The 24,084-nt window shown below is 63.1% G+C and carries 26 protein-coding genes; 12 read left to right on the forward strand and 14 right to left on the reverse strand.

From position 1 onward, the window contains the following. The first annotated feature begins 14 nt into the window (after positions 1–14). From LGQ03_RS00580 to LGQ03_RS00600, 5 genes are read left to right on the forward strand one after another with little or no spacing between them, the layout of a single operon-like run. Positions 15–1,964 (forward strand): 4Fe-4S binding protein, encoded by a 1,950-nt coding sequence (locus LGQ03_RS00580; RefSeq protein WP_226746832.1) that lies wholly within the window; start codon positions 15–17, stop codon positions 1,962–1,964. A gap of 9 nt (positions 1,965–1,973) precedes the next feature. After that, the gene (locus LGQ03_RS00585) at positions 1,974–2,168 is read left to right on the forward strand and encodes a DUF6494 family protein (protein WP_226746833.1); all 195 of its coding nucleotides are present in this window, start codon (positions 1,974–1,976) and stop codon (positions 2,166–2,168) included. Beyond that, the gene (gene apbC / locus LGQ03_RS00590) at positions 2,165–3,232 is read left to right on the forward strand and encodes an iron-sulfur cluster carrier protein ApbC (protein ID WP_226746834.1); all 1,068 of its coding nucleotides are present in this window, start codon (positions 2,165–2,167) and stop codon (positions 3,230–3,232) included. Before LGQ03_RS00585 ends, apbC begins: the two co-directional genes overlap by 4 nt. Further along, positions 3,232–3,930, forward strand: coding sequence for a biotin/lipoate--protein ligase family protein (locus LGQ03_RS00595; RefSeq protein ID WP_226746835.1), 699 nt, complete (start codon positions 3,232–3,234; stop codon positions 3,928–3,930). The genes apbC and LGQ03_RS00595 overlap by 1 nt, the downstream gene beginning before the upstream one ends. Further along, complete coding sequence (locus tag LGQ03_RS00600; protein ID WP_090158783.1) at positions 3,927–4,403, forward strand: DUF6505 family protein; 477 nt, start codon at positions 3,927–3,929, stop codon at positions 4,401–4,403. The genes LGQ03_RS00595 and LGQ03_RS00600 overlap by 4 nt, the downstream gene beginning before the upstream one ends. 78 nt (positions 4,404–4,481) lie before the next feature. Here the strand turns inward: LGQ03_RS00600 and LGQ03_RS00605 are convergent, their stop codons facing one another. From LGQ03_RS00605 to LGQ03_RS00635, 7 genes are all read right to left on the reverse strand, one after another. Further along, positions 4,482–5,291: a substrate-binding domain-containing protein gene (locus LGQ03_RS00605; protein ID WP_226746836.1), complete on the reverse strand. Its 810-nt coding sequence runs from the start codon at positions 5,289–5,291 to the stop codon at positions 4,482–4,484. Then, the gene (locus LGQ03_RS00610) at positions 5,288–6,004 is read right to left on the reverse strand and encodes an ATP-binding cassette domain-containing protein (protein ID WP_226747258.1); all 717 of its coding nucleotides are present in this window, start codon (positions 6,002–6,004) and stop codon (positions 5,288–5,290) included. Before LGQ03_RS00610 ends, LGQ03_RS00605 begins: the two co-directional genes overlap by 4 nt. Continuing rightward, entirely contained in the window at positions 5,998–6,702 is a 705-nt protein-coding gene (locus LGQ03_RS00615) for an ABC transporter permease (protein ID WP_226746837.1), read from the reverse strand. Before LGQ03_RS00615 ends, LGQ03_RS00610 begins: the two co-directional genes overlap by 7 nt. A gap of 42 nt (positions 6,703–6,744) precedes the next feature. Beyond that, positions 6,745–7,197, reverse strand: coding sequence for a cupin domain-containing protein (locus LGQ03_RS00620; RefSeq protein WP_226746838.1), 453 nt, complete (start codon positions 7,195–7,197; stop codon positions 6,745–6,747). 176 nt (positions 7,198–7,373) lie between these two features. Further along, the gene (gene eno, locus LGQ03_RS00625; RefSeq protein WP_226746839.1) at positions 7,374–8,651 is read right to left on the reverse strand and encodes a phosphopyruvate hydratase; all 1,278 of its coding nucleotides are present in this window, start codon (positions 8,649–8,651) and stop codon (positions 7,374–7,376) included. Positions 8,652–8,686: 35 nt separating this feature from the next. Beyond that, entirely contained in the window at positions 8,687–9,577 is an 891-nt protein-coding gene (locus LGQ03_RS00630; protein ID WP_090158779.1) for a DMT family transporter, read from the reverse strand. Between the two features lie 64 nt (positions 9,578–9,641). Then, positions 9,642–10,067, reverse strand: coding sequence for a Fur family transcriptional regulator (locus tag LGQ03_RS00635; RefSeq protein ID WP_226746840.1), 426 nt, complete (start codon positions 10,065–10,067; stop codon positions 9,642–9,644). 137 nt (positions 10,068–10,204) lie between these two features. Between LGQ03_RS00635 and LGQ03_RS00640 the strand changes: the two genes are divergently transcribed. Further along, positions 10,205–10,990, forward strand: coding sequence for a DUF533 domain-containing protein (locus tag LGQ03_RS00640; RefSeq protein ID WP_226746841.1), 786 nt, complete (start codon positions 10,205–10,207; stop codon positions 10,988–10,990). Here the strand turns inward: LGQ03_RS00640 and LGQ03_RS00645 are convergent. The 3 genes from LGQ03_RS00645 to LGQ03_RS00655 are packed head-to-tail and all read right to left on the reverse strand — an operon-like array spanning position 10,987 to position 13,694. Beyond that, a complete protein-coding gene (locus LGQ03_RS00645) occupies positions 10,987–11,958 on the reverse strand; it encodes a CorA family divalent cation transporter (RefSeq protein WP_226746842.1) in 972 nt (323 codons plus the stop codon). The genes LGQ03_RS00640 and LGQ03_RS00645 overlap by 4 nt on opposite strands. Next, positions 11,948–12,790, reverse strand: coding sequence for a PhzF family phenazine biosynthesis protein (locus LGQ03_RS00650; RefSeq protein ID WP_226746843.1), 843 nt, complete (start codon positions 12,788–12,790; stop codon positions 11,948–11,950). The genes LGQ03_RS00645 and LGQ03_RS00650 overlap by 11 nt, the downstream gene beginning before the upstream one ends. 31 nt (positions 12,791–12,821) lie before the next feature. After that, positions 12,822–13,694 carry a GNAT family N-acetyltransferase gene (locus tag LGQ03_RS00655; protein ID WP_226746844.1) on the reverse strand — a complete coding sequence of 291 codons (873 nt, stop codon included), beginning with the start codon at positions 13,692–13,694 and terminating at the stop codon, positions 12,822–12,824. A gap of 70 nt (positions 13,695–13,764) precedes the next feature. On the opposite strand from LGQ03_RS00655, the gene LGQ03_RS16610 reads away from it, so the two are divergent. After that, the gene (locus tag LGQ03_RS16610; RefSeq protein WP_256212400.1) at positions 13,765–13,887 is read left to right on the forward strand and encodes a hypothetical protein; all 123 of its coding nucleotides are present in this window, start codon (positions 13,765–13,767) and stop codon (positions 13,885–13,887) included. Here the strand turns inward: LGQ03_RS16610 and tyrS are convergent. Next, on the reverse strand, positions 13,884–15,134 hold the full coding sequence (gene tyrS / locus LGQ03_RS00660) for a tyrosine--tRNA ligase (RefSeq protein WP_226746845.1): 1,251 nt from the start codon (positions 15,132–15,134) through the stop codon (positions 13,884–13,886). The genes LGQ03_RS16610 and tyrS overlap by 4 nt on opposite strands. Before the next feature lie 61 nt (positions 15,135–15,195). Between tyrS and LGQ03_RS00665 the strand changes: the two genes are divergently transcribed. Together LGQ03_RS00665 and LGQ03_RS00670 are read left to right on the forward strand one after the other, a co-directional pair. Next, positions 15,196–16,311, forward strand: a complete 1,116-nt coding sequence (locus LGQ03_RS00665) for an anhydro-N-acetylmuramic acid kinase (protein ID WP_226746846.1) — start codon at positions 15,196–15,198, stop codon at positions 16,309–16,311. 125 nt (positions 16,312–16,436) lie between these two features. After that, positions 16,437–17,021 (forward strand): outer membrane protein, encoded by a 585-nt coding sequence (locus LGQ03_RS00670; RefSeq protein ID WP_226746847.1) that lies wholly within the window; start codon positions 16,437–16,439, stop codon positions 17,019–17,021. Positions 17,022–17,079: 58 nt separating this feature from the next. On the opposite strand, the gene LGQ03_RS00675 is transcribed toward LGQ03_RS00670, so the two are convergent. After that, a complete protein-coding gene (locus LGQ03_RS00675) occupies positions 17,080–17,418 on the reverse strand; it encodes an MmcQ/YjbR family DNA-binding protein (protein WP_226746848.1) in 339 nt (112 codons plus the stop codon). Positions 17,419–17,612: 194 nt separating this feature from the next. Between LGQ03_RS00675 and cysS the strand changes: the two genes are divergently transcribed. The 3 genes from cysS (at position 17,613) to LGQ03_RS00690 (ending at position 21,531) form a co-directional block, all read left to right on the forward strand. Continuing rightward, a complete protein-coding gene (cysS, locus tag LGQ03_RS00680; RefSeq protein WP_226746849.1) occupies positions 17,613–19,046 on the forward strand; it encodes a cysteine--tRNA ligase in 1,434 nt (477 codons plus the stop codon). Positions 19,047–19,116: 70 nt separating this feature from the next. After that, the gene (gene cimA / locus LGQ03_RS00685) at positions 19,117–20,736 is read left to right on the forward strand and encodes a citramalate synthase (protein ID WP_226746850.1); all 1,620 of its coding nucleotides are present in this window, start codon (positions 19,117–19,119) and stop codon (positions 20,734–20,736) included. A gap of 30 nt (positions 20,737–20,766) precedes the next feature. Beyond that, positions 20,767–21,531: a squalene/phytoene synthase family protein gene (locus LGQ03_RS00690; RefSeq protein WP_226746851.1), complete on the forward strand. Its 765-nt coding sequence runs from the start codon at positions 20,767–20,769 to the stop codon at positions 21,529–21,531. Here LGQ03_RS00690 and LGQ03_RS00695 read toward each other — a convergent pair. Continuing rightward, a complete protein-coding gene (locus LGQ03_RS00695; RefSeq protein WP_226746852.1) occupies positions 21,528–22,763 on the reverse strand; it encodes an MFS transporter in 1,236 nt (411 codons plus the stop codon). The genes LGQ03_RS00690 and LGQ03_RS00695 overlap by 4 nt on opposite strands. Continuing rightward, on the reverse strand, positions 22,760–24,040 hold the full coding sequence (locus tag LGQ03_RS00700; RefSeq protein ID WP_226746853.1) for a cobyrinate a,c-diamide synthase: 1,281 nt from the start codon (positions 24,038–24,040) through the stop codon (positions 22,760–22,762). The genes LGQ03_RS00695 and LGQ03_RS00700 overlap by 4 nt, the downstream gene beginning before the upstream one ends. Positions 24,041–24,084: the final 44 nt, after the last annotated feature.

Below are 24,084 nucleotides of genomic sequence, written 5' to 3' on the forward strand. Positions count from 1 at the left end.
CCGGGGAGAGAGCCATGACCAAGACAGTTTTGATCTGCGATTGCCTGGGCAGTCAGCGCGTCGACGGGACCGGATTGACGGCTGCGACTGGGCTGTCCTGTTCGGCTTGTCATACCAGCCTGTGCGATGCCCAGATCGACCTTGCCGAGACCGCCATGCGGCAGGGCGATGTGGTGATAGCTTGCCAGCAAGAAGCGCCAAGATTTACTGAACTTGCCGACGATATCGGGGCCACGGTGCCGACCTTTGTGGACCTGCGCGACCGGGCCGGCTGGACGGCCGACGAGACAGCCACGGCGAAACAGGCCGCCCTGCTGGCAGAGGGTGTTCTGCCCCGCGGCGAAGTGCGGTCGATGGATGTGGTCAGTGACGGCACATGCCTCATCCTCGGGGTTTCGGATGTGGCCGTCCGCGCGGCGGAACAATTGGCCCCGATCCTGGGTGTTACCCTGCTGATGCCTGATGGTTGGGAGGTCGATCTGCACAGCGGCTACGATACGGTGACGGGCGAATTGTCGCAGGCCACCGGGTCGCTGGGCCAGTTCGAGACGAAATTCGACCGGCTGCGCCAGACGATCCCCGGCGGTCGTGGTCCTGTCGCCCTGACCCCGCCGCAGAATGGTGCGCGGTCGGGCTGCGACATCATCCTGGACCTGCGCGGGGCAGGGGCGCTGTTTGCCGCCGACGCCAAGCGTGACGGTTACCTGCGGGCCGACCCCGGTAGCCAGACGGCTGTGGCCGACGTCGTGCTGGCCGCGTCGCAGCTGATCGGCACATTCGAAAAACCCCTCTATGTCCGCATGGAGGAATCGCTGTGCGCACACAGCCGGGCGGAACAGACCGCCTGCACGAACTGCTTGGATCTATGTCCGACGGGGGCGATCACGCCTGATGGCGACCATGTGACCGTCGATCCCGCGATCTGTGCGGGCTGCGGGGCCTGTAGTGCTGTTTGTCCATCCGGTGCGATCAGTTTCGACGCCCCCAGCACCGACGATACGTTCCGGCATCTGAACACCCTTGCCAGCGCCTATCGCAAGGCCGGGGGCCAAGCCCCCCGTCTGCTGGTGCATGATGCGGATCACGGCGCGCAGATGATCGGCCTCGCGGCGCGGTTCGGTCGGGGTCTGCCCGCTGATGTGATCCCGCTTCAGGTCGCAGCCCTCGCGGGCTTTGGCCATGCCGAGGCATTGGCGGCACTGGGGGCGGGATTTGCCGACGTGGCGATCCTGCTGTCGCCCAAGACCGAACGCGAGGCACCCGTGGCGCAGACCGCGCTGGCGAATGCCATTGCCGGGCGCGCGGCTGTCACCTTGCTGGACCTGAATGATCCCGATGCACTGTCTGATGTGCTCTTTGATGCGGATGCGGGGCCTGTGGTTGAAACACCTGCCTTGCAGATGGGACGGCGGCGTCAGGTCGCGCGTCTGGCGGCCAAGACGCTGAACCCGGAGGCCACGGTCATCGATCTGCCCGCCGGTGCGCCCTATGGTGCTGTGCTGGTCGATACCGACGCCTGCACGCTGTGTCTGTCGTGTGTCTCTCTGTGCCCGTCCGGTGCGCTGGGGGACAATCCCGACCATCCGCAGCTACGATTCCAAGAGGACGCCTGCCTGCAATGCGGGTTGTGCGCCAACATCTGCCCAGAGCAGGCGATCACGCTGCAACCGCGGCTGAACCTGACCGATGCGGCGCTGACCCAGACGGTCGTGCACGAAGAAGAACCCTTTGCCTGCATTTCCTGCGGCAGCCTGTTCGGTGTCAAATCCACGATCGAGGCCGTGACGGCCAAGCTTGCGGGGCATTCCATGTTCCCGAACCCCGACGCCTTGCGGATGATCCAGATGTGCGACAACTGCCGCGTGAATGCGCAGTATCATAGCCAGAACAACCCGCTGGGCGGTGGTGAACGGCCCAAGCCCCGCAGCAGCGAAGACTATTTTTCCAAACGTAAAGATCACTAGGAGAATCCGATGAGCGACGAGAATTTCAACATGTCGATGCGCAAGTTTCTCAAGCAGGTCGGTGTGACCAGCCAGCAGGCGATCGAGGAAGCGATGCGCAACGCGGAGACGACTGGCAAGACGTTCGATGCCAAGGTCGTGCTGACCATCGACGGTCTGGATTTCGAACACGTCGTCACCGGCAAGATCGAAGGCCCGCAATGACCGCAACCCGCGACGACGTCCAAAAAGTTTTGGCCGGCATCACCGATCCCGTCTCGGGCGGGCCGCTGAATGCATCAGGTGCGGTCAAGGCGCTGAACGTGGATGGCAGCACCGTGCGTTTCGTGCTGGAAATTCCGCCCAGCCGGGCTGCCGACTACGAGGCCGTCAAGACCGAGGCCGAAGCCGGGATCAGGGCGCTGGATGGAATAGAGACCGTCAGTGTCGTGCTGACGGCCCATGCGACGCCCGCCGCCCCGCCGGACCTGAAACCACAGCGCGCGTCCCAGCCGCAGGGGCCGCAGAAAATTCCGGGTGTGGACCGGATCATCGCCATCGCCTCTGGCAAGGGTGGCGTGGGCAAATCGACGGTCACGGCGAACCTTGCCTGTGCACTGGCCGCCGAGGGGCGGCGGGTGGGTCTGCTGGATGCCGATGTTTACGGCCCCAGCCAGCCCCGGATGCTGGGTGTGTCCGGTCGTCCGGCTAGCCCCGACGGCAAGACGATCCTGCCGCTGCGCAATTACGGCGTGACCATGATGTCCATCGGCCTGATGACCAACGAGGATCAGGCCGTCGTCTGGCGTGGCCCGATGTTGATGGGTGCGCTTCAGCAGATGATGACGCAGGTACAGTGGGGCGCGCTTGACGTGCTACTGGTGGATCTGCCACCGGGAACGGGGGACGTGCAGATGACGCTTGCGCAAAAGGCGCAGGTCGATGGTGCGATCATCGTCAGTACGCCGCAGGACATCGCGCTGCTGGACGCCCGCAAGGGGATCGACATGTTCAACCAGCTGCATGTGCCGATCCTGGGCATGATCGAAAACATGTCGACGCATATCTGCACCAACTGCGGTCACGAGGAACATGTCTTTGGGCACGGCGGTGTCGCGGCAGAGGCCGCGAAGCTGGGTGTGCCACTGCTGGCCGAGGTGCCGCTGCACCTGTCGATCCGCAAGGCCGCGGATAGCGGCGCGCCAATCGTCGTGTCTGACCCCGACAGCGCCCAAGCGACCGCATTCCGTGATGTCGCCCGTGCGCTGATTGCCGACGGCCGCGCCTGATGCCTGATTTCCCGCCGCTGTTCCGAGGTTTGGATTGTGCGGGAACCTGTCCTGTCACCGCCGCGATTGCGGCGGGGCAGGCCGGCGCTGACCCCGGTCTGGTCTGTTATGATCTAGCCGGCGACCGGCTGCGGGCGGCGATCTTGTTCGCTCCAGAGGTGCCGCTGGCACAGGCGGCGGTCATGCTGCCGCTGTGTGCGGTGGGGTTCCAGAACGCATTGGGCACGCTGGCACCGCCGGTCGTGGCGATCCACCTTGGCTGGGACGGCAACATCTATGTCAACGGCGGGCGCTGCGGGGAACTGACGCTGCACGCGCCTGACTGCGCGGGTGACGCCACGCCCGACTGGCTGGTGATCGGTCTGACGCTGGATCTGTGGCCGCGCGACACCGAAGGTGGCGCTTCACCGGACCAGACAGCCCTTTATGCCGAAGGCTGCGCCGAGGTGGCGGCCCCGGACCTTTTGTCGGCATGGGTGCGCCATAGCCTGTCATGGCTGGACACATGGACCCATGACGGACCGGCCCCGCTGCACCGCGATTATGTCGGGCTGGTACATTGCATGGGCGAGGACGTGACGCTGGCGGGCCGGTCGGCACATTTGCTGGGATTGGACGAAAGCTTTGGCGCCTTGCTCCGGTCCGGTGATGATACCACGCTTGTCCCCCTGACCACCCTGATAAAGGAAACCGCATGAAACTGGCCCGCGCCATTCATTTTGACGAAAGCGACACACGCGTTTTCCACAATCCTGCACGCACCGGGGAATGGTGCATTTCCGGCGGATTCGAGTTTTCAAACTGGACCGAGGGCGATCTGGTCGGCAAGGCCCGGCAGGCCTTTGCAAACGGGTGGTTCGGTCTGGAGACGGCGGGTCGCAGCAGTTTCGTTGCCGTGACGACGGTTGAACAGGCCGAGGTGACGGCCCTGACGGACGCGCTGGCGGCACATTTCGTCAGTGTCTACGGTGCCCCGGACCTCGATGCAGCGCGCCCTGTCGCGGCCGAGGAAATCGCCCAGATGATGGATCTGTGCGACGAACATGACCCCAACACGCTACTGACCGTCAGCCGCGAACTGACCGATGGCGGTGTGCGCGAAGGCTATCGCGCGATTGCGCCGCAGGACGCAGGACTGGAGCAATTCGCGATCCATGTGACCGAGGACTGAGCGGGCTGTCGGGTTTGCAGTGCAAACCCGATGCCTGCGGCGCGAGTATTTTCGGCAAGATGATACGCCTGCCGACCTCTAGGGGGCAGCGTTGGCATTGAAGACGAAGAGTGGCTCACCCGCGATGGTGTAGCTGTTGATCAGGTCGCGTGCGCGGTCCGAGATCAGCCAGTCCTGAAGGCGCGTTGCGCCATCGATGTTGGTGTCTGGCTGTGCGTCCGGGTTCACAGGGATGAAGGTGTATTGATTGAACAGCGCGGGATCACCCGCAAAGAGCAGCGCCAGATCACCCTTGTTCCCGAAATTCAGCCAGCTCGCGCGATCGGCAAGGATATAGGCGTTAAGGCCGGACGCCGTATTGAGCGCGGCCCCCATGCCGGCACCGACGGCGTTGTACCAGTCTCCAAAGGTGGCCGGATCGGTTCCGGCGGCAGCCCAGAGGGCCAGTTCCGCCTTGTGCGTGCCGCTGTCATCACCGCGACTGACAAAGGGTGCCTGCGCAGTGCTGATCTCGGTCAGGGCAGCGGCCGCAGTGTCGGCGCTGGAAATGGACGCGGGGTCTGCTGCGGGACCGATCAGCACGAAATCGTTGTACATGATCTGCTGGCGTGCGGTGCCATAGCCATCGGCGACGAAGGCCTCTTCTGCGGCACGGGCATGCACCAGAATTGCATCGACATCGCCGGCCTCTCCGAGTCGGATCGCCTGTCCGGTGCCCACGACGAGCAGTTGCACGTTAATGCCCGTATCCTCTGCGATGGCGGGCAGCAGCACATCGGCAAGGCCAGAATTTTCGAATGAGGTCGTGACGGCCAGGCGCAGGTCCTCTGCCATTGCCGGGGTAGCGATCAGTGTTGCGAGGGCCAGCAGTGGTATGTGCCGTGTCATGGTAAAATGTCTCCGTTCAAGAAAGCGCGTAGGGCCTTGGTTTCAGGGGATGCGAGCGTCGTCTGGGCATTGCCCCGTTCATGTACAGCACCACTGACCATGAAGATGACGTCATCCGCAAGGCGTCGGGCCTGACCCATGTCATGTGTTGCCATGAGAATCGTGATTCCATCGCTGCGGGCCTGCCGCAACAGATCCTCGATGTCGCGTATGGCCGCACCGTCGAGGCTGGCGCAGGGTTCATCGAGAAACAGAACCTGCGGCTTGCGGATCAAAGCGCGCGCAAGGGCGAGCTTCTGCCGTTCGCCGCCGGACAGGCGCGGGGCGGGCGTATCGAGAGCATCGCCGAGGCCGATCCGCTGGGCCCAGTCCCTTGCCAATGCATTGCGAGTGGCCCTGCCAACGCCCGCCAGTTTGAGCGGATAGGCCAGATTGGCCAACACCGACCGCCGCAACATGATCGGGGTCTGAAAGACAAAGGCCTGATCGCGTTCCACGATGTCATCGGGGCCGGACCAGGTGATCCGGCCCTCGCTCAGGCGTTCCACGCCGTGCATGACACGCAGTAGCGTCGTCTTGCCCGATCCGTTCGGTCCAAGCAGGACGGTCAACCGGCCTGCGTCGAGTGTCAGGTCAACGGGACCCAGCAGGCGTTTTCCGCGGCGGCGGACCGTGGCACCGGACAGGTGGAGGGGCAGGAGGCGGGTCACCAGCGGCCCTCGCGTTCGGTCCGGCTGAGGGCATGAATCGCAAGGTTGACCACGATTGCCAGCCCGATCAGGACGAAGCCAAGACCAAGGGCCAGCGCAAAATTTCCCTTGCCGGTTTCCAGTGCGATTGCGGTGGTCAGCACACGGGTCGCGTTGTCGATGTTGCCGCCCACGATCATGATTGCACCGACTTCGCCGATCGCGCGTCCGAAACCTGCCAGTGTTGCCGTCAGCAGCGTGCGGCGACCGTCCCACATCAGGGTTGCGATGCGCTGTGCCTTTGTGGTGTTCATCGAGATCAGCAGGTCGTGATATTCCGCCCAGAGGTCACGCATGGCCTGATGTGTGACCGATGCGATCAGAGGTGTGATGATGATGACCTGTGCGATGATCATGGCCGAGGGCGTGAACAACAAACCCAAGACGCCCAGTGGCCCGGCCCGCGACAGCATGACGTAGACGACCAATCCCACGACAACGGGTGGCAAACCCATCAGCGCGTTCAGAACCGCGATCACCGTTCGTCTGAACCGGAAACGCTGAATAGCGAGCATTGTGCCCAGCGGAATGGCAATCGCACTGGCGATGACGAGTGCGGTCAACGTGACACGCAGTGACAGCAGGCTGATGTTGACGAGATCGGGGTCACGCGTCACGACCAGTCGTGCTGCCTCTGCCAATCCTTGGGTGATGTCATTCATGGCATGCTTATGGCCGACCGCAGGAGGTGGCGTCGAGACCTGTCAGTAGCGCGGAATGTCGAAACCGGGTTCGGCTAATTCAAAGCCCGCGTATTCGAACCCCGGCGCGCAGATGCAAGTGCACAAGGTCCAGTTCCCCGTGGTGCGGGCCGCTTGCCATTCCATGGGCGGCAGGGCGACCTGTGGAATATGGCCAGACGCCAGGTCAGGCCCCATGATGACGTCCTCTGCCGGACCGGCCTCGGTCGCGGCACGCGACAGGACCAGCGGCGCGCCTGCGTGAAACAGCCAGATTTCTGGCGTGTCGACGCGGTGCCAATGGCTGGATTCGCCCCTGGCCAGCAGAAAATAAATTGCAGTGATGTTCGCCCTTGGGCCATCCCCGTGGGACCATGTTTCGCGAAACCAACCGCCTTCGGGATGCGGAGCAAGATCAAGATAGCTGATCAATTGCGCCGTGCTCATGTGCATCAGCCGATCCGGTGATCCCTCCATTTCGCGGTCTTCTCCCTCAAATATCTTCACGTGTGACGGTGCTCTCCCTGCGGATGCATCTGTAGCCGCCCGCATAACCCTACGTAAAGCTTGGTGATGACATGACTTTACGTCAGGCGTGCCGGATGGGATGTCGCGGTGCCCGCCACGAGGGAGGGCAGGCACCGCAGTTGCGATCAAGACCGCAGGATGGACCGACCGGCGTAGATGGCCGTGTCGCCCAGCATTTCCTCGATGCGGATCAGCTGATTGTATTTTGCCAGACGGTCGGAACGCGACAACGAACCGGTCTTGATCTGGCCGCAGTTTGTGGCAACGGCCAGATCGGCAATCGTCGCGTCCTCGGTCTCGCCCGAACGGTGGGACATGACGTTGGTGAACCGTGCACGATGCGCCATGTCGACCGCCTGAAGCGTCTCGGTCAGCGTGCCGATCTGGTTGACCTTGACCAGCATGGAGTTGGCGCTGCCCTTGGCGATACCTTCGGCCAGACGCTTGGGGTTGGTGACGAACAGATCGTCGCCGACCAGCTGAATGCGGTCGCCCAGACGGTCGGTCAGGGCCTTCCAGCCGTCCCAGTCGTCTTCGGCCATGCCGTCCTCGATGCTGATGATCGGATAGTCCGACACCAACTGCGCGAGGTAATCGACATTTTCGGCAGAGGTCAGGGATTTGCCCTCGCCCTTCATCTCATACTTGCCATCGCGGTAGTATTCGGTCGAGGCGCAATCGAGTGCGAGGTACATGTCCTCGCCCGGCTTGAACCCGGCCTTTTCGATGGATTTCAAAATGAAATCAAGCGCCTCGCGGGTGGAGCTGAGGCCGGGGGCAAAGCCGCCCTCGTCACCGATGCCTGTATTGTGGCCTGCGGCGGACAGTTCCTTTTTCAGGGTGTGGAATACTTCTGCGCCCATGCGGACGGCCTCGCGGATGTTGTCCGCGGCGACCGGCATGATCATGAATTCCTGAATGTCGATCGGGTTGTCGGCATGTTCACCGCCGTTGATGATGTTCATCATCGGGACGGGCAAGGTGCGCGCGGATGTGCCGCCGATATAGCGGAACAGCGGCTGCGTGGTGTAGTCGGCGGCTGCCTTGGCCACGGCCATCGACACGCCGAGGATCGCGTTGGCACCCAGACGGCTCTTGTTGTCGGTGCCGTCCAGTTCGATCATCGTCAGGTCGATGCCGACCTGATCGGTGGCGTCGAAATCCAGCAGTCCGTCGGCGATCTCGCCGTTCACGGCGGCAACCGCTTCGGTTACGCCCTTGCCCATGTAGCGGTTCTTGTCGCCATCGCGGCGCTCGTGTGCTTCGTGCACGCCGGTCGAGGCACCTGACGGCACGGCAGCACGGCCCATCGTGCCGTCCTCGAGGGTGACATCAACCTCGACCGTGGGGTTGCCACGACTGTCAAGGATTTCGCGGGCGTGAATGTCGATGATGCTGCTCATGGGTGGGCCTTTCGGTGATGTTAGCGTTATCGGGGTCATACCAATGGTGGTTGTCGAAGGGAAGCGCGGCCGCGCCGCGCCTCGCGCAAGAGAGTATAAAGCCCGGAGCCGACCACGATCAGCGATCCGGTCAGGACCCAGGCATCGGGTCGTTCGCCAAAGACCAAGGTGCCGACGATCAAGGCGAAGACCAGCCGGGAATAGCGGAATGGGGCCACGAAAGACACGTCACCAATGCGGGTTGCGGCGACGATGGCATAATATGCCAGCACACCGACGACGACGGTCAAGCCGACAAGCGCTATGGCACCGCCATGCGGGGCAGAGAGTGTCTGGTCGGTTGCCAGCACGACGGCCAGTCCGGTGGGCACGATCACCGCAAAGGCGTAGGTCGACAGTTGCATGCTGCTGACGCTGCGCGGCACGCCGCGCGTGGCAAGGTCACGGCCCGCCAGAAATACAGCACCTTGCAGTGCGAACAGCGACGCGGGCTGGAATGCGTCCAGACCAGGCCGGATAATCAGCATGACACCGCAAAATCCGATGGCAATGGCAACCCAGCGCCGCCAGCCGACGTTTTCGCCCAGAAACAGGGCCGCGCCCGCAGTCACGAACAGCGGGATCGCCTGAATGATGGCGCTGGCCGACGAAATCGGCGTCAGGGCGACGGCCGTGACGAAACCGACCGTGCCCAGCACCTCGCATCCGTTGCGCAGCAGCACCATCGGATGCAGCAGGTCGCGCGACAGCAGAGGATCGCCGCGTTTGAGGCTCAGCGCGCCGAACACCAGCGCACCACCCAGCCCCAGATACATCAGGATCGCACCGACCGACATCGTGTCGGCCAGCAGTTTGATGAACATGTCCTCGATGGCAAAGCCCAGCATCGCCAGCACCATCAGCCCGCCGCCGCGTAGATTGTTCATGGCATGCTCCGTTGATCTGCGCGCATGACTATGCTGACGCAGGGGTGGGGACCAGCCCCGCCGATCACTCGGCGTTCTCTTCGGGGGAAATGGGTTCACCGTAAAGTTCGAGACGGTGTCCCTGCAAGCGATAGCCCAATCTGCGGGCAATCCGTTCTTGTAGCGCCTCGATCTCGGGATCTACGAATTCGATCACCTGTCCGGTGGTCATGTCGATCAGATGGTCGTGATGCGGCCCATCGGCGTGTTCGTACCGGGCGCGCCCATCACCAAAATCGTGTTTTTCCAGAATGCCTTCTTCTTCGAACAGTTTCACCGTGCGGTAAACGGTCGCCAGCGAAATGCGCGCATCCAGTGTTATGGCGCGGCGGTGCAGTTCTTCGACATCCGGGTGGTCGGTGGCACCGTCCAACACCTTTGCGATGGTGCGGCGCTGGCCGGTCATCCGCAAACCGGCGGTCGCGGCGCGGGACTGGATTGATTGGGTCATGGCTTCTCCGCCGGTTGTGCGGCTACCTTTAGCCAGATTTTCGCCGGTGGGCTACCACGTCCGCCCATTTGCATGGCAAGTTGCCACAAGATGTGCCAGCTTTTGCCTGAACTGGTTCGACTTTGGGGATATTTGACATGAGTCTGATGAAAACACTGGCCCGCGTGGCTGTCGGGGTTGCCGTTGCCAAGGGTGCAGCCTCGCTGACACGTAGCGCGAAACAAGGGAAATCCGGGACCATGCTGGACGACATGCTGGGCGGCGGCAGCCGGTCGGCAGGGGGCAAAACCGGATCAGGCGGTCTGGGCGGCCTGCTTGAAAGCTTGCAAGGGGCCAAGACAGGCACACGGAGTGCCGGGTCCAGCGGCGGTCTGGCCGGTATGCTGGGCGGTCTGACCGGCGGCGGATCGGGTGGCGGTGCCCTGGGTGGTCTGGCCGGCGCCGGCGGTCTGGGCGGCCTGTTGGGCGGTCTGGCCGGGGCCAGCAGCAATGGCGGTGGCGGCTTCGGCCGCACGCTGAATTCGCAATTCCAGCAAACGCCCGAGGACCCGATCGAGCCGACCGCAGAACAAGAGGGTCTGGCCGCGGTGATGCTGGTTGCGATGGTGCAGGCGGCCAAGGCCGACGGACAGATGGACGAAACCGAACGCCACCGCATCATGGAACATCTGGATGACGCCACGGCCGAGGAACGCGCCTTTGTCGAACAGGCTATGGCCGCCGACATCAGTGTCGCGCAGCTGGCCGAAATGGTCCCGGTCGGGGCAGAGGCACAGGTCTATGCAATGGCGCTGGCCGCCATCGACCTCGATCACATCAAGGAGGCCGAGTTCCTGCGCGATTTCGCAGACCAGTTGCAGCTGGAAACCGAAACGGTGAACGACATCCATCGCCAGACCGGCGCGCCAGTGCTGTTCGGCTAAAACCAGCGCAGCCAGCGCATCACGGCAGCTGACAGGACGCCGATCACGACCATGCCGATGCACAGGATCGCAAAGGCATGGTCGTAGGTCACGCCAGGCATGCCCGCGACATTGACCCCGAACAGACCCGTCAGAAACCCCAGTGGCAGGAAAATCGCGGCCACGATCGACAACCGATACCCGTTGCGTTCCAGACGGGCCGCAGCGACGGCGTCCAGATGATCGGCCATTGCCTCAAGCCGGTCATGCACCTCTGACAATTCTTCCAATGACCAACGGCACCGGCTGGCGGTATCGCGCATCCGCGCGCGCAGATCGTCCGCGATTAGGTCTGTGTCCAGTTGTGCCAGCTGTTGCAGCGTATCTGCCAAGGGTGACACATGGCGGCGCAGCTTGATGATCTCGCGGCGCAAGGGGGCAAGGTCGGTGAGCGGCTGGCGGTTTTCCTCGTAGACCGAATCTTCCATGTCGTCGGCCAGATCCTCGCGGTCGAATGCGATCTGTTCGACCCGCGCGACAAGTGCCTCTGTCAGGCGGGCCAGCATGTGATCGGTGCTGTGCGGTGCGTCGTTGCGAGCGATCCGGTCGCGCAATTCCTCGACGGCATATACGCGCTGGCGCCGCACGGTGACGATCAGGGTGCCTGTCAGCCAGATGCGCAGGGATACCATGTCGGCATCTTCTTCGTTTTCGTTCAGATTGATCCCGCGCAGGGTGACGGTCAGGCCGCCGTCACCGTGATCCGTGCGCGGCCGCGTCTTGTCGGCCAGCAGGGTGCGCCTGGCCAGCGGCGGCAGGTTTTCAGCCGACCAGCCGCGCAATGCCGCATCCGACAGATCAAGGTGCAGCCAGCGATAGGTCGCACCCGCGGACGGTGTAATGCCAAAGCTGTCGCAGGGTTGCGCCGTGCCATCCGACCAGATGTCATAGGCGCACAGTGGCAGCAGGCTGGGTGGTTCAGATGACAAGACGACCCTCCATTGTCTGGCAGGCAGAACCGGTGATCCGCACAGCGCCGGCATCGGCCTGCGCATGAATGACCGATGGACGCCCCATGTCGTAGCCCTGGTGGATTGTCAGCGTCTGATCGGTTCCGGTCACATCACGCAAGAGCGCGGCCAAGGCAGCCGCAGCGCTGCCGGTGGCGGGGTCTTCGGGGATGTTGTCGAGCGGCGCGAACATCCGCGCGTGGATTTCATCGCCGTCCTTGACGTAGGCAAGGGTGGCAAAATCCAGACTGGCGGGGTGCAGGTCTCTTGCCTGTTTCATTGCTGCCGTGTCGGGGGCGCAGCGCGACAGGGTGGCCCTGTCCGTCAGTTGCACGAGCGTGAACGTCAGGCCGACACCTGCCTGCACCGGGCGATGCGTCTGCGTGTCGATCTCGGAGGCGGCAAGCCCCAGCACGCGTGCGACCAGATCGACCGCCGGTTCATCCGCGCGGTTCAGTGGATTCGTCGTGACAAAGGCCGCGCGGTCACCCGTCACATCGCAGATGATGGGTCCTGCGCCGGTCTCGAGGGTCATGTCCGACGGGAATCCCAGTTTTGACAGGGCCACCGCAGTTCCGATCAACGGATGACCGGCAAAGGGGATTTCCATCGTCGGCGTAAAGATCCGCAGCCGCGCCGTGTGCCGCAGGTCACCCGGCGGATATACGAACACAACCTCGGAGAAATTGAATTCCGCCGCGACCTTTTGCAGATCGCTGTCCCTGACACCTTCGCCGTCAGGGAACACGGCCAATTGGTTGCCGCCAAAGGGGGTGTCCGTAAACACGTCATAGACGACATATCGGGTCATCGGCCTGCTCCATTCTTGTGTCGGGAACAGCCTACAATGATTGGCGGGGACGCTGCCACCGCCGAAACGCGTCGGATGGTCGGGGCCATCTGACCCATGTGCCGCCCAAGGTGAGCGGGGCAGCACCTGATCCCAGTTTGAACCGTGCCAGACCGGGTGCATGGCGCGTGTCCAGACTGCCCAGATCCAGCGTGGCGACCCCCGTGTCACGCAGCCAATCCGTGACGGCCATCAGGATCGCGTGATGCGCCCGCGCGCGCCGACCCGCGTCGCCGGACCAGCCGATCTGATAGGTCGCGGACGCGCCATGGGTCAGAACAAGCATGGCGGCGATGGGTGCGCCGTTTTGATGCGCGGTAAAAACCTGTGCCTGACCGGGATTTGCCTGTGCATAGGCCCGTGTCAGTGCGGGGGGCAGGGCGCGATAGCCGCGCGAATTTTGTTGCGCAGCCTCTCGCGCGAACAGCCATGCATGTTCGCCGTCCAGCGGGGATCGCGTCAGCGTCAGCCCGGCGCGGGCCGCCGCGCGGGCCGCATTGCGCCATTTGCCATGTGCCATGCGCATTTGCGCGTCACGATCGGGGGCCACCGGTAGGATCGCGGTCGTCGCAGGGGTCATCACCTGGGCAAAGCCTGCAGCGCGGCAGACGGCCTGCGTCCCCTTTGTAGCGTTCAGCAGATGCAGCCGTGCAGCGCGCAGCAGCGCCACCCGGTCCGCCAGCGTGTATTGATCCGCAAACACCGGCCCCTGCGAGGAAAAACGGATTTCACCCAAGAGTCCGAACCTGCGGCGGATCACCAGCGCATGACCTGTATCCGTGGTCACGAGGTCCGCGCTGCGGCCCAGCGATGTCAGCGCACGGCCCATGTCGGGGGATTGCATCAGCGCAAGATGGACAGCCATTTTCATGGCCCGATTAACGCTATCGAAAGCTAAGGGCTGCTTAATCGCACCAAGACAGAAAGGTGGAACCTTGGCAAAATCGCAAACCGTTCTGGGCATCAGGGCCGAGGCACCGCGCCCCACGGCGCTGGCGGCGGCCATTGTCGCGACAATGGCCTGCCTGCCTTTGCTGGTGTTCTGGGCGCTGGCCTAGGTCAGGCGCACCAGTGCGTGGCGTTTCTTGCCCGCGCTCAGTTTCATCGGGGTGGCCAGCATGTCGGCCGTGACCATCAGGCTCGCGTCCGAAAGCGGTTCATCGTTCAGGCGTGCGCCGTTTTCAGCGATCAGGCGCTTGGCCTCCTTGCCGGACCCGGCCAGACCGCTGCGCACGATCAACTGCACGATGGACATGCCATCGCCCAGATCCGCTGCGGGCAGATCAAGCGTGGGCAGATCATCACCCACACCGCCCTGTTCGAATACCTCGCGCGCGGTGGCCTCGGCCGCTTCGGCAGCGGCGCGTCCGTGCAGCAATGCCGTGACCTCGTTGGCGAGGATGATCTTGGCCGCGTTGATTTCGGACCCCTGCAAGGCACCCAGTCGGTCGCATTCATCGACAGGCAGTTCGGTAAAGATTTTCAGGAACTTGGCCGTGTCCGCATCCGTCGTGTTGCGCCAGAACTGCCAGAATCCGTAGGGGGCCAGCATGTCGCCGTTCAGCCAGATCGCACCGCCTTGGGATTTGCCCATCTTGCGTCCGTCGCTGGTGGTCAGCAGCGGCGTGGTCAGACCGTAGATTTCCGTATCGGCCACCCGGCGGGTCAGGTCGATTCCGTTGACGATGTTGCCCCACTGGTCCGATCCGCCCATCTGCAACAGACAGCCATAGCGCCGGTTCAGTTCCAGAAAATCATAGGCCTGAAGGATCATGTAGTTGAATTCGAGGAATGACAGCGATTGTTCGCGGTCCAGCCGTGATTTCACGCTCTCGAACGCCAGCATCCGGTTCACGCTGAAATGCCGTCCGATGTCGCGCAAAAAATCGAGGTAGTTCAGCTGGTCCAGCCATTCCGCGTTGTTGAGCATGATCGCGTCGGTCGGCCCGTCACCATAGGAGAGGTATTTGGCAAAGACCTGACCCATGCCGTCAATGTTGGACTGGATCTGGTCCGGGCCCAGCAGGGGGCGTTCATCGCTGCGGAATGACGGGTCACCCACCTTGGTCGTGCCGCCGCCCATCAGGGTGATCGGCTTGTGCCCGGTTTTTTGCAGCCAGCGCAGGACCATGATGTTCATCAGGTGACCCACATGCAGCGATGCCGCCGTGGCATCATAGCCGATGTAGGCGGGCACAACCCCCTTGCTGAGCGCGTCATCAAGGCCCTGATAATCGGTGCAATCGGCAAGAAAGCCGCGCTCCATCATCGTGGCGATGAAATCCGATTTGGGGTGATAGGTCATGGCTTGTTCCCTTGGCGTTGAATTGGCATCAATAGCCGCGAGCTTGTCCGAGGGAAAGACCATGAAGATCAAAGGGCCGGTGCGTGCACTGGGGGCCATGTCGGGCACGTCGCTGGACGGGATCGATGCAGCCGTGCTCGTGACCGACGGCGAAACGATCAGCAGCTTTGGCGACAGCGACTACCGCGAATATTCGGATCGCGAACGCGCCACCTTGCGGGCCGCCTTGGGGCTGTGGCCGGACGACGACGTGGCCGCGGCCGCACGAGTCGTGGCCAAGGGGCATGACGTGCTGTTGTCGGGGTTTGCAGACGTGGACCTGATCGGGTTTCACGGTCAGACACTGGCCCATGATCCCGCTGGTCGGGGGACGCACCAGCTGGGCGACGGTGCTGCATTGGCACAGGCGCTGGGCGTGCCTGTGGTCTGGGATTTTCGCAGTGCGGATGTGCGGCTGGGCGGGCAGGGTGCGCCACTGGCCCCGTTCTATCACTTTGCCCTGGCAAAATGGATGAAGGCGGACCGCCCGCTGGCGTTTCTGAACCTGGGCGGTGTCGGGAACCTGACATGGATCGATCCCGCGTATCAAAAGCCCGAGGAAGACGGCGCGCTGCTGGCGTTTGATACCGGACCTGCGAATGCGCTGCTGGATGACGTCATGCTGACCCGCACCGGTTTCCCCCGGGACGAGGGCGGTCGATTGGCAGCACAGGGCGAAATTGACGACGCCATCGTCGCTGACTTCTTGCAGCACGCCTATTTTTACAAGATCCCGCCCAAGTCACTGGACCGCGACACGTTCCAACACTTGGCGCAGGCGGTGTCGGTGCTGTCGGACGCGGATGCGGCGGCGACCTTGACGGCGGCCACCGCGCTGAGTGTTGCCGAAGGTTTGCGTCATTGCCCCGCACCACCCGAGATGATCTGGGTCTGCGGCGGGGGGCGTCACAATCCGACGATGATGCAGATGATTGACGCAGCCACAGGGGCCCGCGTGCGCCCGGTCGAGGATGCAGGTCTGGACGGTGACATGCTGGAGGCGCAGGCATTCGCCTATCTGGCCGTGCGTGTTGCACGGGGGATGCCCACGTCCTGCCCCGGCACCACGGGCGTGCGCGCTGCCGTATCGGGCGGAACCCTGTCAGTGCCCGACCTGGGATCAGGCACCACTGCCTGAGACCGGATCACGGCTGCGCCAACGTTCTAACGAAATCGTGTATGCGGATTTTTCATTTTGCTGGACCTGCTTGCGCCCCTGTGCGTTTGGGCATTGAAGCAAATAAAAACTAAGGACTTCACAAAATGAAATACGTAGTCTCCACCGCCGCGATCATGATGGGTCTGTCAGGCGCTGCTTATGCAGGCGGAATGGCAGAGCCCGCAATGGAGCCCGCACCGACCCCCGTCGTCGTTGCCCCCGTTCAGCCCCTCAATGACTGGACCGGTTTCTACGCCGGTGGTCAGCTGACCATGGGTGATGTGGAACCGGGTGCCGCAGAACTGGACGCCGATGGTTTTGGTCTGCACGCTGGTTACCGCTATGACCTCGGCAGCTATGTGCTGGGTGCTGAGATCGACGTCGATCGTCTGGACGTCGACACGCTGCCCGACGAAGCGACCGTCGCCCGCCTGAAGGCCGTTGCCGGTTACGATGCTGGCCGTTTCATGCCCTATGTGACCGCCGGTATTGCGCGTCTGGAAGTTGACGCAGGCGCTGCTGGTGACCTGAGCGGCAACGGTGGATTTTACGGTGTTGGTGCGACATATGCCGCCAGCGACCGCATTGATCTGTCGGTCGAGTACCTCCAGCACGAGTTCGATGATTTCGAAGTGTTGGGCGATACGGATGCGGACACGCTGTCGGCACGCGTCTCGTTCAACTTCTGATCCTGCACAGTCTGGATCACGGAACGGGCACCTTCGGGTGCCCGTTTTGCATTTTGACCTATCCCGACAGGCTGTCGCGGACAGCGCGGGTCAGACTTGCACGAATGATGTCGTAGGACACACCGATCCTGTGTGCCAGTTCTGCCGGATCGGCATCCAGCGGGACCGCAACCCAGGATTTGTGAAAATATCGCGCGCGACCGGCAAGACCGGCATCAATCAGCATCTGCGCCGTCTCGATACTATCGGTCTTGACCGACACGGTCCTTGTATCTGGGCCGAGGCTTGCGAATAGCTTGCCACCAATTTTCCAGCTGTCATGACCCGGCCCCAACGCATCGTCGCAGGTCGCACCGGCAAAGGTGGCGCAAAGCGCATTCACGGTCTCACGGCTCATGATGCCAGATTGCGACAGGTCTTAGAGCTTGGCAAGTGAGCAACAGGCTGCTACGCAGTTCTCATGAACAAGCGTTGCATTCACATTTGCTGCATTATTTCCTGCTGATCCGCTCGGCAGGCCGCTTTTTCACGTTTCATCCCTGAACTGAACTCGCTAGGTCTGCCGCCGCGTATTGCTGCCGCGAGGGCCCCATGACGACAATTCGATTGCACAACACGAAAACCCGCCGAAAAGAGGAATTCATTCCCCGCGATGCGTCGCGTGTGGGCCTCTATCTGTGCGGGCCGACGGTCTATGACCGGGCGCATCTGGGCAACGCGCGGCCGGTCCTGGTGTTTGACGTGCTGTTCCGTCTGCTGCGGCAGGTCTACGGGTCGGAGCACGTGACCTATGTGCGCAACTTCACGGACGTCGATGACAAGATCAACGCACGCGCGGCCGAAACGGGCCGCGCCATCGGGGATATCACGGCGGAAACGATCCGCTGGTATCACGATGATATGGATGCGCTGGGCGCATTGCGGCCGACGCACGAACCGCGTGCCACCGATTTCATCCCCGAGATGATCACGATGATCGAAACCCTGATTGATCGGGGTCACGCCTATGCTGCCGAAGGCCACGTGCTGTTCGCGGTCGAAAGCTTTGCCGACTATGGGCAATTGTCGGGCAGGTCGTTGGACGACATGATCGCGGGTGCGCGGGTCGAGGTCGCACCCTACAAGCGCAACCCGATGGATTTCGTGCTGTGGAAACCGTCGGGCGACGGTCAGCCCGGCTGGACCAGCCCCTGGGGTTACGGTCGCCCCGGGTGGCATATCGAATGCTCTGCGATGTCAAAGGCGCTGCTGGGGGATACATTCGATATCCACGGCGGCGGCAACGATCTGATGTTCCCCCACCACGAAAATGAAGTCGCCCAAAGCTGCTGCGCCAATCCGGAGTGTGATTTCGCGCAGGTCTGGCTGCACAACGAGATGTTGCAGGTCGAGGGCAAGAAGATGTCCAAGAGCCTGGGCAATTTTTTCACCGTGCGCGACCTGCTGGATCAGGGCATCAGCGGCGAAGTGATCCGCCTTGTCATGCTGGGAACCCACTATGGCAAGCCCATGGACTGGACCGAAAAGCGGCGTGACAATGCTGATGCCACGCTGCGGCGCTGGTACGGTATTCTGGCGGGGCATGGGTTCAATCCGGCCCTGATCGCGGCGCTGAAGGCCGATGGTATGTGGAAACCGGACGCCGAATTGATCGGTGTTCTGGCGAATGATCTGAACACCTCGGGTGCCATTGCCCGGTTGCATGTCTTGTCCAAGGGCAAGACGCCCGCACAGCTGGCGGGGTTTGCCCATGGGCTGGACATGTTGGGTCTGGTGCCCGACTGGGCACACCTGCCGCATCTGGACGGTGGTGAGGGTGGCGCGGGGGTGTCAGACGATGCCGCGGCCAAGGTCGATGCGCTGCTGGCCCGCCGCGCGCAGGCACGTCAGGACAAGGATTGGGATGCGGCCGATCAGGTTCGCGATATCCTGACAGCGGCCGGCGTGCTGGTGACGGATGTGGGTGGGCAGGCGACCTGGACACCCGGACCGGCATTCGATGCGGCCAAGCTGGAGGACCTGTGATGCCGAATTTTCGCGAAAATTCGGGTGTGGCCAAACTTTCGCGAAAGTTTGGGGCCCGGAGGGAGATGCCATGACCAGGGAACGCCTGTACCTCTACGACACGACCCTGCGCGACGGACAACAGACTCAGGGCGTGCAGTTTTCGACAACCGAAAAACTGCGGATCACGCAGGTCCTGTCCGACCTTGGCGTGGACTATATCGAAGGCGGCTGGCCAGGGGCGAACCCCACCGATTCCGAATATTTTGAAACCGTGGGCCAGATTGCACCCACCCTCGCGGCCTTTGGCATGACCAAACGTGCGGGACGTTCGGCGGAAAACGACGATGTTCTGGCCGCCGTCCTGAACGCAGGGACGCCTGCGGTCTGCATCGTCGGAAAATCCCATGCGTTCCACGTCAGCACGGCGCTGGGGATCAGCAACGACGAAAATACCGAAAACATCCGTGCCTCGATCGCACATATCGTGGACCAGGGGCGCGAGGCGCTGTTCGATGCGGAACATTTCTTTGACGGCTACAAATCGGACCCGGATTACGCGCTGGAGGCCGTCCATGCGGCCCATGCAGCAGGGGCGCGCTGGATCGTGCTGTGTGACACCAATGGCGGCAGCCTGCCCGAAGAGGTTGGCCATATCACGCGTGCCGTGATTGCCAGCGGCATTCCCGGTGACCGTCTGGGTATCCACACGCACAACGATACCGAACACGCGGTCGCCAATTCGCTGGCCGCCGTCAGTGCCGGTGCGCGTCAGATCCAGGGGACGCTGAACGGGCTGGGCGAACGCTGCGGCAATGCCAACCTGATCACACTCATCCCGACGCTTCTGCTCAAGGAGCCTTATGCCAGCGCCTATGAAACGGGCGTGACGCTGGACGCGCTGAAGGGCCTGAAGGCGGCAAGCCGGGTTCTGGATGACGTGCTGAACCGGGTGCCTGCGAAACAGGCGGCCTATATCGGGTCCAGCGCCTTTGCCCACAAGGCGGGACTGCACGCGAGCGCCATCGCCAAGAACCCTGCGACCTATGAACACATCGATCCTGCGTTGGTTGGCAACAGCCGTATCATTCCGATGTCGAACCAGGCCGGACAGTCTAATCTGCGTGAACGCCTGTTGCGGGCCGGGCTGGAGGTGGCGCCGGGCGACGCGCGGCTGGCCCGCATCCTCGACAGGATCAAGGAACAGGAGGCCCGCGGCTATTCTTATGACACGGCACAGGCCAGTTTCGAGCTGTTGGCCCGCCGTGAGCTGGGGCTTTTGCCCGATTTCTTTGAGGTGAAACGCTACCGCGTCACTGTTGAACGCCGCCGCAACAAGCGTGGCAGGATGGTGTCCCTGTCCGAGGCCGTGGTCGTGGTCAAAATCGACGGTCGCAAGGTGCTGAACGTGTCTGAAAGCCAGGGCGAGGACGGACGCGATCGTGGCCCGGTCAACGCCCTGTCGCGTGCCCTGGCCAAGGACCTGGGACCCTATCAGCACATCATCGACGACATGCGGCTGGTGGATTTCAAGGTGCGTATCACCGATGGCGGAACCGAGGCTGTCACCCGCGTCATCATCGACAGTGCCGATGCAGCGGGCCGGACATGGTCGACGGTGGGTGTCTCTGCCAATATCGTGGATGCCTCGTTCGATGCGCTGCTGGATGCGATCAACTGGAAACTCTTGCGCGATGGGGCAGAGGTCTGATTTTGAGTATTTCTGGCAAGATGATACGCTATGAGCTTTGACGCTTGCGCGGCGCTGGTTGAACGGGGCGATCCGCTGCGGTTTCGCGCCGCGATGGCGGCACCCTTGGCCGCGCGCCGGGTTTTGTTTCCGCTTTATGCCTTCAACCTGGAGGTGGCACGCGCCCCCTGGGTCACCTCAGAGCCGATGATCGCCGAAATGCGGCTGCAATGGTGGCGCGACGTTCTGGCTGAGGTGGTCGCAGGCGGGCCCGTGCGGCGGCATGAAGTGACGGACGCCCTTGCCACCGTGCTGGACGTGCAAGGCGCGCAGGATCTGGATGGATTGATTGCCGCGCGGCGCTGGGATGTCTATCCGGACGCATTCGAGGATGCAGGCCATTTCGAGGATTACATTGATGCGACGGCTGGCAGTCTGATGTGGACCGGCGCGCGTCTGCTGGGGGCGCAGGATGCGGTGCCAGTGTGCGATATGGCGTTCGGTGCAGGTGTCGCTGCCTTTTTTCAGGCTATTCCGGCGTTGGAGCAGGCCGGACGCAAACCCCTTGTGGATGGGACGCGTGATGGTGTTGCGGCGCTGGCGCGGGCGGCACTGTCACGTTTCGACCGCGGGCGCGCGGCGCAGCGAGATTTGCCCGCCCTCGCACGCGCGGCGGTGCTGCCCGCATGGCAGGCGCGGCCGCTGTTGGTGCAGGCGGTCCGTGATCCGGGTCGAGTTGCAGTTGGCGGGCTGACGCTTGGGCCGCTGGCGGACCGCTGGCGGTTGACACGGAGCGTGGTGACGGGCCGCGTCTAGACCGTTTGTCGTGCCTGTCCGCGCGACAACCAGACCAGGGCCGCGCCCGCCAGCAGCAGAAACGGCACCATCGCGATATTGACATAGGACCAGCCCTGCGCGGCAGATCCGCCAGCGCAGTTCAGCAAGCCGCCAGAGGCGAGCGAGGCGAGCGTGACCATGCCAAAGACGATCATGTCGTTCAGACCCTGTACGCGACCGCGTTCGGCCGGTGAATGGCTGGCGGCCAGCATCGTCGTGGCCCCGATAAAGCCGAAGTTCCAGCCAAGGCCGAGCAGGATCAGCGCCACGTAGAAATTCCCCAAGGCAATCCCGGACAGCGCAACGATCCCGGCGATGCCCAGCAGCACCAGACCCGTGCCAACGATCCTGGGTGCGCCGAACCGCGCGATAAGGTGTCCGGTAAAGAAGCTGGGCGCGAACATGGCCAGCACATGGCCCGTCACGATGTTGGAGGCGTCGGACACCGTATACCCGCAGCCCACCACCGCCAGCGGTGTCGAGGTCATCACCAGGTTCATCAGTGCATAGGCGACCATGGCACAGATGATCGCCACGGCGATCTGCGGGGTGCGCAGTAGTTGGCCCGTGCTGCGCCCGAGGTCTGAACCGGCGACCGGCCTGGGCGGGCGAGGGATACGCAGCAAAGGGAAGAGGACGATGCCCACAAGGTTCAGTGCCATGGCACCGAAATAGACGGGCAAGAACCGGGCCACCGTGGCATCGGGGTTGTCGAATGTCAGATATGACACCAGTTGCGGTCCGATGATGGCAGAGACAAGCCCGCCGGCGAGCACGTAGGAAATCGCCTTGGGCCTGAAATCGTCCGAAGCGGTATCGGCCGCGGCGAAGCGGAAAAAGCCCTGCGCGCTCATGTAGATGCCTGTGAGGTAGCTACCCAGCAGGAATAGTGCGAAATTCTCGATCGTGATTGCATAGGCGGACAGGCCCGCGCCGATCAGACCGCCCGCCGCGCCTGTCATGAAGCCCGCGCGGCGCCCGAACCGCTGCATCATGTGCGACAGCCAGGGTGCCGTTGTCATGGACCCAAAGACGATCATCGAAATCGGCAGGGTTGCAAAACAGGCGATGGGGGCGAGTTGTTGCCCTGCCAGTCCACCCACGACAAAGATCATGGTGATCTGGCTACCGAGGATCGCCTGGGCTGCCACGAGGATCGCGACATTGCGCAGGGCGGTCCTGTTCTGGGGATGTGCGGTTGTAACGGTCATGGCGCGTCGGTCCTGTCGATGAGATGTGCAAAAGACCCTGCAACACGCCCGGCGACAAGCCCCATGTCGGGCAGGGCGGTACCCTCGGCGTCATGGGCCGCAAACAGCGGTTGTCCGCGTGCATGCAGCGTCGTCGCATAGTGAAATTCATGTCCGGCCCATCGCCCGGCCATCGGGCCGTGCTCTGCATGCAGGTGTCGGTAGCCCAGATGCAATTTGCGCTGAGCGAAGGAGGTATGCAGGTCAAGCAGGCCAGCCATGGGATGGATGACCCCATCCGCGTCCGTGACGGCCTGCCCCAAGGCCATGAATCCACCACATTCACCATAAATATCAGTGTTTTGTGCTGCGTTCCTCAAGCTGGACAGAAAGCGGTTGGCGCTGCTGAGCTGAGCGGCAAACAGCTCTGGGTAGCCGCCGGGCAGATAGATCAGGTCGGCTTGTGGAACGGGATCGTCCGCAAGCGGCGAAAAGGCGATGACCTCTGCACCGGCGGCCTGCCAGTCTGCACGTTGATGGGGATAGAAAAAACTGAATGCCGCATCCTGCGCCACGGCGATCCGCTGGGCGGGCGGGGTGGTGCGCGCAGGTGTGACGTCGGGTCCGCAGGTCGCCAGATCACGCAGGGCCCCAAGGTCGATGCAGGTCGCCACGGTGTCCGCGACACGGTCGAGAAACGCGTCGAGCGCGGGATCCTCCTGGGCCTGGACCAGACCGAGGTGGCGTGAGGGGCGGGCGATGCCATCCGTTCGGGGCAGGCAACCCAGCACCGGCAGGCCACTGGGGGCCAGAGCCCGGCGCAACATCCGCGCGTGGCGGTCGGACCCAACACGGTTCAGGATCACGCCCGCGATGCGCACGTCCGGATCGCAGGCCGCAAAACCGGCGACCAACGGTGCTATGGATTGCGCCATACGGGCCGCATCCACCACCAGCACGACAGGATAGCCCAGAAGGCGGGCCAGGTCCGCAGTTGCGCCACGCCCATCTGGTGGCGCGCCGTCGAACAGGCCCATCGCGCCTTCGATCAGCAAGAGACCATCGCCCGATGCGCGTGCGCACAGAAGGTCGGGGGTCATGGCCCAGGCGTCGAGGTTCAGGCAGGGCCGACCGCAAGCCGCCGCATGATAGGCAGGATCAATGTAGTCAGGTCCGGATTTGGCCCCTCGCACGTCGATACCAGCGCGCGACAGGGCGCGCAGCAGCCCCAGCGTCACTGTCGTCTTGCCGCTGCCCGACGCGGGTGCAGCGATGATCAGGCCGCGCGGCGGTGACATCGGGCGGGTGCCTCCGGCGGGAGTATTTGTGGCAAGATGATGCG

This window comes from Loktanella gaetbuli, from assembly GCF_020531945.1.
GTDB lineage: Bacteria > Pseudomonadota > Alphaproteobacteria > Rhodobacterales > Rhodobacteraceae > Loktanella > Loktanella gaetbuli.